Annotated in this window: 12 protein-coding genes, 2 tRNA genes and 1 riboswitch; of the genes, 3 read left to right on the top strand and 11 right to left on the bottom strand. The window is 50.4% G+C overall.

What is annotated here, in order from left to right; genetic code table 11:
* From NZ653_09445 to NZ653_09420, 6 genes are all read right to left on the bottom strand, one after another.
* Positions 1-775 (bottom strand): AI-2E family transporter (locus NZ653_09445; GenBank protein ID MCS7287343.1); only part of this gene is annotated, 775 nt, incomplete at its 3' end.
* Between the two features lie 91 nt (positions 776-866).
* A complete protein-coding gene (locus NZ653_09440) occupies positions 867-1,817 on the bottom strand; it encodes a hypothetical protein (protein ID MCS7287342.1) in 951 nt (316 codons plus the stop codon).
* Between the two features lie 24 nt (positions 1,818-1,841).
* Positions 1,842-2,189 (bottom strand): hypothetical protein, encoded by a 348-nt coding sequence (locus NZ653_09435; protein MCS7287341.1) that lies wholly within the window; start codon positions 2,187-2,189, stop codon positions 1,842-1,844.
* Between the two features lie 5 nt (positions 2,190-2,194).
* Positions 2,195-2,779 carry a Holliday junction branch migration protein RuvA gene (gene ruvA / locus NZ653_09430; GenBank protein ID MCS7287340.1) on the bottom strand — a complete coding sequence of 195 codons (585 nt, stop codon included), beginning with the start codon at positions 2,777-2,779 and terminating at the stop codon, positions 2,195-2,197.
* A gap of 7 nt (positions 2,780-2,786) precedes the next feature.
* On the bottom strand, positions 2,787-3,269 hold the full coding sequence (ruvC, locus tag NZ653_09425) for a crossover junction endodeoxyribonuclease RuvC (protein ID MCS7287339.1): 483 nt from the start codon (positions 3,267-3,269) through the stop codon (positions 2,787-2,789).
* On the bottom strand, positions 3,266-4,027 hold the full coding sequence (locus NZ653_09420; GenBank protein ID MCS7287338.1) for a YebC/PmpR family DNA-binding transcriptional regulator: 762 nt from the start codon (positions 4,025-4,027) through the stop codon (positions 3,266-3,268). The genes ruvC and NZ653_09420 overlap by 4 nt, the downstream gene beginning before the upstream one ends.
* Before the next feature lie 466 nt (positions 4,028-4,493).
* Here NZ653_09420 and rpoD point away from each other — a divergent pair, with 466 nt between their 5' ends.
* Positions 4,494-5,717 (top strand): RNA polymerase sigma factor RpoD, encoded by a 1,224-nt coding sequence (gene rpoD / locus NZ653_09415; protein MCS7287337.1) that lies wholly within the window; start codon positions 4,494-4,496, stop codon positions 5,715-5,717.
* Between the two features lie 4 nt (positions 5,718-5,721).
* Here the strand turns inward: rpoD and NZ653_09410 are convergent.
* Together NZ653_09410 and NZ653_09405 are read right to left on the bottom strand one after the other, a co-directional pair.
* Positions 5,722-5,794 (bottom strand) — tRNA-Met (locus tag NZ653_09410).
* A gap of 3 nt (positions 5,795-5,797) precedes the next feature.
* A tRNA-Met gene (locus NZ653_09405) sits at positions 5,798-5,869 on the bottom strand.
* A 51-nt stretch (positions 5,870-5,920) separates the two neighbouring features.
* Here NZ653_09405 and NZ653_09400 point away from each other — a divergent pair.
* Together NZ653_09400 and thiL are read left to right on the top strand one after the other, a co-directional pair.
* Positions 5,921-6,139 (top strand): hypothetical protein, encoded by a 219-nt coding sequence (locus tag NZ653_09400; protein MCS7287336.1) that lies wholly within the window; start codon positions 5,921-5,923, stop codon positions 6,137-6,139.
* Entirely contained in the window at positions 6,136-7,134 is a 999-nt protein-coding gene (gene thiL / locus NZ653_09395) for a thiamine-phosphate kinase (GenBank protein ID MCS7287335.1), read from the top strand. Before NZ653_09400 ends, thiL begins: the two co-directional genes overlap by 4 nt.
* On the opposite strand, the gene NZ653_09390 is transcribed toward thiL, so the two are convergent.
* The 3 genes from NZ653_09390 to NZ653_09380 form a co-directional block, all read right to left on the bottom strand.
* Entirely contained in the window at positions 7,131-8,156 is a 1,026-nt protein-coding gene (locus NZ653_09390) for a histone deacetylase (GenBank protein ID MCS7287334.1), read from the bottom strand. The two genes, thiL and NZ653_09390, sit on opposite strands and share 4 nt — an antisense overlap.
* Positions 8,157-8,404: 248 nt before the next feature.
* The gene (locus tag NZ653_09385; protein MCS7287333.1) at positions 8,405-8,860 is read right to left on the bottom strand and encodes a CDP-alcohol phosphatidyltransferase family protein; all 456 of its coding nucleotides are present in this window, start codon (positions 8,858-8,860) and stop codon (positions 8,405-8,407) included.
* Positions 8,796-9,722 (bottom strand): sugar phosphate nucleotidyltransferase, encoded by a 927-nt coding sequence (locus NZ653_09380; GenBank protein ID MCS7287332.1) that lies wholly within the window; start codon positions 9,720-9,722, stop codon positions 8,796-8,798. The genes NZ653_09385 and NZ653_09380 overlap by 65 nt, the downstream gene beginning before the upstream one ends.
* A 90-nt stretch (positions 9,723-9,812) precedes the next feature.
* A riboswitch (cyclic di-AMP (ydaO/yuaA leader) is annotated at positions 9,813-9,968 on the bottom strand.
* Positions 9,969-10,575: the final 607 nt, after the last annotated feature.

Here is a 10,575-nt window from a genome sequence, read left to right as displayed (position 1 = left end):
CAAAACTCAAACCAGCTACTTCCATCAGTAAGACCACTCCGAGGCCGTAAAGCAAGGCCACTAACCCTTCTCCTCGCACGTAAGCCCCGAAGGTCTTCTGCAGTGCCTCAGAAATAAGGCTCAATTCATCATGGAAAGAAGGAGGGACTACTTCCCTTACCAGATTAGCCAGCTTTTTCTGTTCCAGCATCAGATAAAAGCTTAAAATGAATACAATGAAAGCCTGAGCCACGAGGGTAGCCAGTCTGCCAGCAATTCCCACAGTCCATTTTATCAGAAAAGCCCCCGCGTTTTGCGCCCACCGAGCCAGCTCCGGTGAACGGGCGAGGGTATGAAGGTTTAAATCAATGTTGAACCGGGTCAGGAACCCCTGAAGGGAAACAGCCAGTTCAGGAGCCCGGTTTAAATACTCCGGCAGCTTTGCAGCTAATTGGAGAGATTGCTGGATTGCGGATGGCAAGAGAAGAGTACCACCCGCAATTACCAGGCCTATGAGGATAAGGTAGACTATAACGACCGCTACCGGGTAAGGGATTTTCAGGGCAATTTGGGAAGGAGGAGAACTCCAGGGCAAATGAGGCCTTCTCAAGGTCCAGGAAATAGAAGCCAGCGCATTGACAACCGGGTCCAGGATAAAGGCTATCATCCATGAAAGAGCCAGCATGACCAGAACTTCCTTCAGCCATCGGAGGAGAAACCACAGCTTTTCCAGAAGGTAAATAGCAGCAGCCATGGAAAGCAAGATGATTAACAATCTAAGAGCTCTATCCTGCATGATTGTTTCCCTATCGCCTCCTTCCGATATTCCGCTGGGGGCGAGTCCCGAATGGGTAGCTCGCCCCCATATTTCAGGGATAACACCCTACTTAAACCTTGGGGATGGCCAGGTCTGAAGGCCCCCAGCCCGAAAGAGTAGCCTCCGGGAAATTCTCCTGGATTATTTCGTGGATTATCTGGGCATACTTGACTTTTTCCCGGGCCATCTGTGCCAGGAACTCCGGACTGGTCCAGGGCTTATACCATGCTCCTGGTCCTGCCGCCAGGGTCGTTCCGGGCTCAATCTTGAAGTAACAGGGAGCACACACTCTCGCCATCTCCGGCCCATCGTAGAAACGATTAAAACCACCGAAGGAATCGGATAGATAAATGTGCAAATCTATCGGAATATCCACAGCTTTGCGGATGGAAGCTAACTGGGGAAGAGAGAGGTCCCCAACGGGGTTGAAAGTGCCAGCTCCCAGCATCTGGAGAAGCTTCCCTCCAGCTGCAGAGGCGTGCCCGGCGAAAATGCTCACCTTAAAAGTCACATCCTGGGGGATATCCCCGTTCTTCTTTAGTTCATTTAACAGCCACAGAAGCCCCTCATCCACAATCAGGAAACCCCTGAAGCCTATTTCAATGCAGCGCATGATGTCGGCTAACACGTAACGGAGCTGATCGGATCCCCTGTACCGCAAGCCCGAGAATCCTCCTTCGGGGGTGACTAACTGGCGGCCAATATCCCAGCCAGAGCGAGGCCCAGGGGTTATTATCACCTCCATTTTGGCTTCAGCAGCAAGGCGGGCGAAAGTCCGCAGCTCCTCTTTATCCAGGAGGGTAGCCCCCATAACTGTGGATATCAGGCGGTGGATGGGGATATTGCGTTTATGGGCTTCGTCTACCAGGGCTTCTAAAACCTGGGGGCGTTCAATCCCTGATATCTCCATCCGATACCAGGCTCCATCGGGGAACCTTTTGGTACTGGTGGGCAGTTCGTAGGCATCCCGGCCGGGAATTCCCACCTTTTCCATCATTTGAGCTATCTTCTCCATGTTCATGGCTCTTACCTCCCATTGGTATATTCAGTCCACAAAGATTGAAAAATAAAGCTCCAGGATTAAAAGCATTCCCGCAAGGAGCAATGCTACCGCTATGGTTAAGGCTGTAAAGGCCTTGAGAAAAGCAAAGGAAGAAAACAAAAGGGCGGTGAGGAACCCCCTCCTTACCGGAGGCCAGAGGCCTTTCCTCCTCTGGAGGAAGGGAAAGCGCATCCCGATAGAGTGGTAAAAAGGGGTAACGGTGGAGAAAACAGCCATGAAGAGCAAAAAGAGGAAAAGCTGAAAAGTAAAGGGGGTCGGCCAGTATAGATTGACCAGCAAAAATAGGCACAACCAGCAGGTGACGGCGACAAGAGCAGAAAGCAAAGGCATTTCTTCTAACCCTTCGAAGCGAAGTAGGCGAGAGCAAGCCTCAAGCGTTCCTCCACCTGGGTTACTTCCTTCGGGACAGACTGGACAGCCCGCTGAGCTTCCACGAGGCTGTAACCCAGAGAGGTGAGAGCAGCGATCACCTCCTCATCAATTTTTGTTATAGCCGACGGCACCGGTGCTGGGATTTCAACTTTGACTTTGTCCTTCAGGTGGAATATTATGCTTCGGGCAGTTTTAGGCCCTATGCCCGGCACTCTGGTTAAGATTCCCTCCTGCTCAAGGGCGATAGCCTCCCGGAGAGCAGCCGGTGAAAGATAGGAAAGAAGGGCCAGCGCTACTTTGGGCCCCACTCCAGGGGTAGTCATAAGGAGCTCAAAGAAATCCCTTTCATCTTCATGGGCGAAACCGTAAAGGGAGAGCTCTTCCTCTTTGAAATAAAGGCTGGTAAAAAGGGTGATGGAATCACCGGGCTGCAAACCCTCGTCAACCAGATAGGCTGGAACTAAAACTTTAAGGCTTACATCTCCAACTCTGACTACCACAAAATTTTTGCCTGTTTTCTCCACAACTCCCCGAATGCTAGAAATCATACTCGCCTCATAAAAGGGCTGCTAATTTACGATGGTGCAAGTGACAAATGGCCACAGCCACTGCATCTGCCACATCATCGGGCTGAGGGGGGGAGGACAAGCCCAGGAGGAAGCAAATCATCCTCTGGATTTGTTGTTTATCAGCCCGACCGTAGCCTGTAAGAGCTTCCTTGACCTGAAGTGGGGTGTATTCGTGCAGGGGGATTCCAGCCTGAGCTACCGCCAGGATAATCACCCCTCTCGCCTGGCCCACACTGATGGCAGTGCGGACGTTTTTCCCGAAGAAAAGTTCTTCTAAGGCAACCGCTTCCGGACGTAGCTTCGCTAGAAGAAAAGAGATATCATCGTAAAGTATTTTAAGCCTCTCAGGCAGGGGAGCCGACGAGGGGGTGGTCACGCTTCCCATTTCCACCAAAACGAGAGAACCATTCCCTTCCACAAGGCCGTAGCCTGTCAGGGCCAGCCCGGGGTCAATTCCAAGGACTCTCACGCTGCCTGTCCTGCCACGAACTTATCTACCATTTCCACCGTAAGGTCCAGGTTGGTGTAAACCTGCGTTACGTCGTCTAACTCTTCAAGGGCTTCTATGAGGTGCATGTTCTGGAAGGTGCTTTTCTCATCCAGAGTCACTTTATTCTTAGGCACCATGGAGATTTGGGCCGTCTCTACTTTCAAACCTCGCTTTTCCAGAGCCTCCTTAACCCACTGGAAATCTTCCACCTTCGTGAAAATCTCCACCAGATCATCTCCCACCTGCACATCGTCGGCGCCGGCATCTATAGCCACCATAGCTATTTCCTCGGGGTCCATATCGTTTGTAGAGACGGTGATATAGCCCTTGGGCTCAAAGAGCCACGAAACGCATCCACTTTCCCCAAGGCTCCCCCCATGTCTTGTGAAGATGCGGCGAACCTCCGCCACAACCCTATTTCGGTTATCAGTTAGGACCTGGACCATCATAGCCACGCCCTGGGGCCCGTAGCCCTCCAGGATAAATTCTTCCAGGACGTAACCCTTTTCCAACCCCGCCCCCCTTCTGATCGCCCTCTCAATGTTCTCTTTAGGCATGTTAGCTTTCTTTGCCCTTTCAATGGCCAGACGCAACTTGAAATTGGTTTCAGGGTCCGGACCCCCTTCCCGCGCGGCTATTTCAATTTCCCTTCCCAGCTTAGTGAAGAGCTGGCCCCTTTTGGCATCCTGAACGGCTTTGCGGTATTTTATATTTGCCCATTTAGAGTGACCGGACATCCCCTCCCTCCTCCCGGAAGGCTTTTACCGTCTAAAATTATAGCCCCGGAAAGGCAAAAAAGCAATTCTTGCCAAAGAAAACCGGACTCCAGAAGCTGAGGATCCACAGAAAACTATGGAGCTGCCAGGGGCAAGAACTCTTCAATTTAACCTGTGCTCGGGCCTATGACTGAGTTCGCGCTGATATCCCAAGTGTGGAGCCAATAGCGGCGCAGGAGGATACGGGAAGGGTATTGCCTTTGGTGAATCCATGCCTTATAATTTAATTAGCCGTTGGCAGATAATAAAGGCTCATTCACGGGTGCAGGAGTGAGAACCGAGGAAAAAGAAAATTTGTTCGTTCATAGGACAGGGTGGATGTTGATAGATTTTCCCCAGGAGGCTTCAAGGTTTTTGTTCCCCCAAAGCAAAGGGCTTATTTTAAACTTTTTTCAATTCGAAAGATAACCCCCTGGAGGTGAAGGAAATGGGGAGGAGAAACGCCAGAAAGCGAGAAGAATTTGAAGAACTGGAATTGAGTGAATTGCCGGAAGCAGATAGCGGAGAGTTAGATGATCCGGAGGAAATAGATGTGGTAGAACATCTTCTGAACCTGGGAAGGGCCAATGGCTTTATTACCTATAACGATGTGCTTGATGCCCTTCCGGATGCCGAAAAGGATTTGGATCGCCTTGAAGACATATTTAATGCCTTATTTGAAGAAGGCATTGAAGTAAGCGAAGAACCCCTTCCCCGCAAGAGTGCAGGCCGTGAGGGCCGCGCTCCTGAGGGCAGAGACGATGTAGAAGTGGATGATACAATAAGCCTTTACCTTAAAGAAGTGGGCAAAGTGCCGCTTTTGACTCAGGAAGAGGAAATAGAGCTGGCCAAGAAAATAGAAGAAGGACATCTGGCTAAAAGGCGCCTGGCTAAAGGAGTTTCAGACCCTGAAGAGAGGAAAAGGCTCGAAAAGCTTGTGGAAGAAGGCAAAGCAGCTCAGGAGCATCTCATAAAAGCTAACTCCAGATTGGTCGTGAGCGTGGCCAAGAAGTACATAGGGCGCGGAGTCCCCTTCCTGGACCTTATCCAAGAGGGGAATATTGGGTTAATAAGGGCGGTTAAGAAGTTTGATTACCGCCGGGGCTATAAATTCTCCACCTATGCTACCTGGTGGATTCGGCAGGCGGTCACCAGAGCCATTGCTGACCAGGGGCGCACCATAAGGGTCCCCGTTCACATGTACGAACAGATAAATCAATTGGCCAGAGCGGTCCGAAAACTGGTTCAAGAGCTGGGGAGGGAACCAACTACCGAAGAGATAGCCGAAGAGCTGAGCATCTCTCCGAACAAAGTCGAACAAATAATAAGGGTGTCGCAGCGGCCCCTTTCCCTTGAAACGCCTGTTGGCGAAGAGGAAGACAGCTTTTTGGGGGATTTCATAGAAGACGATTCCTCTCCATCTCCTACTGAAACTGCTACCCAATCCCTCCTCAGGGAACAGCTGGAGGAGATCCTAAAATCCCTGAGCCCAAGGGAAGCCAAAATTTTGAAGCTGCGCTTTGGGCTATTGGATGGATACAGTTATACCTTGGAAGAAGTGGGGCGCAAATTTGGAGTTACAAGGGAGAGGATAAGGCAAATAGAAGCACAAGCCTTAGGCCGATTGAGGCACCCTTCTCGGAGCCGGAAGCTCAGGGATTTCTTGAGATAAAAAATGGCGGCGGCAGGACTCGAACCTGCGACCCGGCGATTATGAGCCGCCTGCTCTGCCAACTGAGCTACGCCGCCAAATTGCGGGGGCAGGATTCGAACCTGCGACCTTCGGGTTATGAGCCCGACGAGCTACCGCTGCTCCACCCCGCTTTCCATAATAATTATATAACACGCTCACTAAATAGTCAAGGAGGTAACCCGATGAAAGTTTTAAGCCTTTGGCGCAAACTGAGCTTGCCCCTCAAAGTCGGCATTATTTTTGGAACCCTCGGAGCCCTTCTTACAGTTATCGGCCTCATAAGGCAGGGCAACCTGCATCCTGTTTCCATCTTCCTCGGGATAGTGATTCCGGGATTGGCCTGGGGTGTAGTGAGCTGGGCTATAACCTTTGCTGTGGTAGAAGTAGAGAAAGAGGAATGAAGGTTTCAGATTTAGGTGAATTTGGCCTCATTGAAAGACTTCGCCGCTTTTTAGACGAGCCCGATCCCAGAGTAATCGTAGGCATAGGGGATGACGTAGCTGTCCTGGAAGGACCAGGAGAAATGTTACTTCTTGCCACCTGTGATATACAGGTGGAAGGTATTCACTTCCTTAGGCCCCTGATAACCCCCTACGAGCTTGGTCGAAAAGCTCTGGCTATAAATTTGAGCGATGTGGCTTCTATGGGCGGACTCCCTGACTTTGCCCTGGTCTCCTTAGCTTTACCCCCGGATGCCGAGCTTGACTTCATCGATGAGCTTTACCGGGGCCTCAAAGATGAAGCGGCGGAAGCAGGTGTAAAAATCGTAGGGGGCAACATAGCTCGCCTTCCGGAGCGCTTCGTGGTGGACATTTTCTTAATAGGCAAGGTGGAAAGGGAACTCTTTCTTACACGTCGGGGGGCAAAACCAGGTGATTTGCTCATGGTCACAGGAACCCTGGGCGATTCAGCGGCAGGGCTTGCCCTCCTTCTCAGGGGTATTAAGGAAGAGCGGTTTGCTTCCCTTTACAGGGCTCATCTTACCCCTAAAGCCAGGCTAAGAGAAGGGCGTACCCTTGCCCTTGGAAAACTGGCCTCATCGGCCATAGATATAAGCGATGGCCTCGCCAGAGATGCAGGCCACTTGTGCGATGAAAGCGGTGTGGGGGTTCTAATCCGCCTGGCGGATATCCCTCTTTCGGATGCCCTTAGGGAAGCCGCTGCCCTTCTTGAAGAAGACCCCCTTAAATGGGCTATTTCCGGAGGAGAAGATTACCAGCTTCTTTTCACTGTCCCTCCCGATAAAGCCCACCAGGTCCGGGCTGCTTTGCATCCGACGCCGGTGACGGAAATAGGGGTAATTCTCAGCCCTCAAGATGGGCGCTATATTTTGATGCCCGATGGCTCAAAGCAATCCCTCAGGCCTGAAGGGTGGGACCACTTTGCCCCTATTTAAGCCAGTTTGTGTAATTCTTTCAGGTTCTGGATTAGGGTTCTAACGGGACGCTCCGGTTTAGTTGAAGGTCCCAGTGGGTCTACGAGCTTCTCTTCTCCCATGAGAACGTAAAAGATGTTGAGAACGCAATGGGAAAGGACCTCAAGTTTGTAGCCACCTTCCAAGACAAAAACGATGCGCCCCTGGCAGAGCTCATCGGCTAAAGACTTGAGGATGCGAGCCAGCTCGGTATACCCTCTTATGGAAAGAAGCATCGAAGCCAGAGGGTCCGCCCAGTGGGAATCAAACCCTGCCGAAACCAATATCAGATCTGGCCGGTAGCGTCGGGCTATGGGCACCAGAATTTCCTCAAATATCTGTCTGAATCCTTCGTCTCCTACCCATCCTCCCAGAGGCACGTTGACAGTGTAACCGTAGCCTTCGTCTTCACCGATGTCAGTTATGTAGCCAGTGCCCGGGTAGTGCGGATACTGATGGGTGGAGAAGTAGAGGACTGAAGATTCGCGGTAGAAGATATCCTGGGTGCCATTGCCATGGTGGACATCGAAATCCACAATTAAGACTCTATTTACCTCTTTCCTGTCGAGGGCGTAGCGCGCAGCCACAGCGACGTTGTTGAAAATGCAAAAGCCCATTCCTCTCGTTGGGGTGGCGTGGTGGCCTGGAGGTCTAACTAGGGCAAAAGCGTTTTCAACCTCACCCTCCAGCACCGCCCTTACAGCTTCGACAGTTCCTCCGGCAGCCATCAAAGCAGCCTCATAGGAGCGTACCCCCATGTATGTGTCCAGATCCAGGTGGCCTCCACCGCTTTCAGCCATTTCTTTTACCAATTGTATATAGCGAGGTGTGTGGACTTTTTCCAAAAGTTCCCGGGAGACCGGTTTGGGTTCAATTAACTTAAGCCTTGAGAGCACACCTTCTTTTTCCAAGAGGTTCATTATAGCCAAGAGACGGTAATGGTTTTCAGGATGACCTACAAGGGTATGCTCCAGGTAAATGGGATGAAAAGCGTAACCGGTCATGAGGCCTCCTTTTTGTCAGAATTTTAAGCACGATGGATCTAAAAGGCAAGCGGAAAGTCCACCACGCACACTCTCAGTAGCCGATTGTTTGCCGCCGGCCTTATTCTCACCCTCCGCAAACGGGAGCGAAGTCCCTAACTCTTGCTGTCTGTTTCGCCCTACTTGGTGGTCAGCGTGGGGATAAATTCTTCGAAAACCGCTACGAGTGAAGCGCCGTAACCCTTTTCCTGCCGATGACTGTGAACTTTTTAAGAGGCCCTTTTGGCGAAGTAGATAATCCTCAGAAGCACCGTAAGGTGTGTAATAAAAGATAACACCAATAAGGTCCAGAAACCTGCGCCTGAAAGCCCGCCAAGCATTATGAGAAAAAGCCTGAAGTCCCTGCCGGCGAGCCTTGATAGAAAGGGTATATCGTCATGGGGGCGAAGGGAGGCTTCGGCTCTTGCCCAGGAGTAACTTACCATAAAGCTTCCTATAAGGGCCGTGAGACCCATGATCCAGACAAAATAGTTCTCTTTGCCCTGGGCTGCCCACCAGGTCATCCCCAGGACAACAGCTGCATCGGCATAGCGATCCAGTACAGCATCAAAAAATGCTCCGAAGGGGGAACTCATCCCTTTAAGCCTTGCTAGATCGCCATCAACTCCGTCCATCACTGAAGCCATTTGTGCCAGGATCCCACCCAAAACATTTTGGCCTTTCAGGAAAGCGATTCCTGCTCCAAGTCCTGCGAGAAAGCTTAAAAAGCTTACGAAATTGGGAGTAATAGGTGTTGGGGCAAGAAGGCGAGCTAAAGGTTTTGAGAATCTCCGGTTTAAATGTTGAGATATATACCCTTCGGGCATTTTTAGCCTCCCCGGAAAGCTTTATTTCTGCCCAGTTCAGGTCTTCAAGAGTATCTACGTCCATCCAAAAACAACCGCTTACATCACAGGCCTTGAGGCCCGAGCCATGATTTATAAGGTAATTTAAAGCGTCGCTGAGCTCGCAATCTTCCTTTTCAGCGAGGACATGATTGACCGCCGTGAAAATTTCCGGAGTGAGGATAAAAAGGCCTGTGTCAACGGCATTGAAGTACCTGAGATTTTTCCCTATAGCTTTTATGTTTCCTTCTCGGTCTACCAGCACCTTGGTGGCTTCTTCTACAATTCGTGGTTCAGGGTTAAAATCCACAGCCAGGAAATTCCCGCCTGGATAGCTTTGTTGGAGGGCCTTCAGGATGAGCTCCGGGCTAAGAAGGTGGTCAGCCATAGCTAAAATGAAAGGATAATCCCGGATTAGTTTATAGCCTGCTAATAGGGAAATGGCGTTTCCTTTTTCGTATTCGGGGTTATAAGCGAGGGTTATTTTGGCTTTGTAAGGAGCTTTTCGGGCAACATAATCGCTTATCTGCCAGGCTTTATAGCCAGCAACGATTATTATATCCTTAATCTCTACCTTTTCCAGCGCTTCCACAGTGTAATCCAGCATGGGCTTTCCGCCCACCTTGACTAAGGGCTTGGGCTGGAAAAGGGTAATAGGGGAAAGACGCCCCCCGTCTCCTGCGGCCAAAATTACTGCTTGCATATAAGCCCTCCTGGTGATAACAAACAAAGTTCTGATTTGGAGAAAATAGGACCTATACAAAGGGACAAAGCTGTGAAGAGACGAGGGAGGCTGTCCCTCTTCCTACGCCTACGGGGTTAGCTGTCGGGTTCGGGTTGGAAGAGTAACCCTACCTGCTTGCGCAGGATTCACCCCAATCCCCCCTTTTTAAGGGGGGAAAATCTGGTTCCCCCGCTTCCCTCCAGGGGAATTCGGCGTGCAAAATTATTTTACAGGATAAAAGGTTGCTCTGCAAATATAAATGGCTGGCGAATTTTAGAAAGGCGAAGCTTTCGGCCTCATCTTCCTTATTGTCACCAGTGATCCCGTTAATTTTGTTCGCTTAAGGCAGGACCATGAAAAGTCATCTGTCGATCCTGGGGGTTTTTCCGCGTTGATTGAGGTTTGGGTGGTAGGGAATGAAGGGATGTGCTTTCAACAGCATGGACAAGAAAAAGCGATTTATTGAAGAAATCAAAATTAAAAGCAGTAATCAAGTGAAAACTTGACCCATTCACCATTTGACTTATTCAAGGGTTTTGTCTGTCGATCTCCGGGTTTTTTCCGGCGATCGGGGATCGACAGACAAAAAGCTCCCTTTTTGCTCTTACCGGATTTGACAAGAGGGAAGAAAGGGTGTAAAATAAAAGTGATATTGGCCCTGAAGTTTCGGTTAAGCTACGCACCTTAACAATTGAATAACCTCTTGGCCGCAATCGCACCATAGTGGGATTGAAAGAAAACCTTGACGCAAAACGCTGGGGAGGGAGACAACGCCGCAATCGCACCATAGTGGGATTGAAAGAGGTGTAGTGCATTCTGATGATGACCGCCC

The organism is Anaerolineae bacterium (assembly GCA_025062375.1).
In the GTDB taxonomy this organism is placed as follows: Bacteria; Chloroflexota; Anaerolineae; order SpSt-600; family SpSt-600; genus SpSt-600.
The sequence above is the reverse complement of the archived record's forward strand: the minus strand, read 5'-3'. Positions and strand labels throughout refer to the sequence as shown.

Coding starts and splice junctions, on each gene's coding strand:
- NZ653_09420 (MCS7287338.1), bottom strand. CDS start 4,027: ATGTCCGGTCACTCTAAATGGGCAAATATAAAATACCGCAAAGCCGTT.
- NZ653_09380 (MCS7287332.1), bottom strand. CDS start 9,722: ATGCAAGCAGTAATTTTGGCCGCAGGAGACGGGGGGCGTCTTTCCCCT.
- rpoD (MCS7287337.1), top strand. CDS start 4,494: ATGGGGAGGAGAAACGCCAGAAAGCGAGAAGAATTTGAAGAACTGGAA.
- NZ653_09390 (MCS7287334.1), bottom strand. CDS start 8,156: ATGACCGGTTACGCTTTTCATCCCATTTACCTGGAGCATACCCTTGTA.
- ruvA (MCS7287340.1), bottom strand. CDS start 2,779: ATGATTTCTAGCATTCGGGGAGTTGTGGAGAAAACAGGCAAAAATTTT.
- NZ653_09435 (MCS7287341.1), bottom strand. CDS start 2,189: ATGCCTTTGCTTTCTGCTCTTGTCGCCGTCACCTGCTGGTTGTGCCTA.
- NZ653_09400 (MCS7287336.1), top strand. CDS start 5,921: ATGAAAGTTTTAAGCCTTTGGCGCAAACTGAGCTTGCCCCTCAAAGTC.
- thiL (MCS7287335.1), top strand. CDS start 6,136: ATGAAGGTTTCAGATTTAGGTGAATTTGGCCTCATTGAAAGACTTCGC.
- NZ653_09440 (MCS7287342.1), bottom strand. CDS start 1,817: ATGAACATGGAGAAGATAGCTCAAATGATGGAAAAGGTGGGAATTCCC.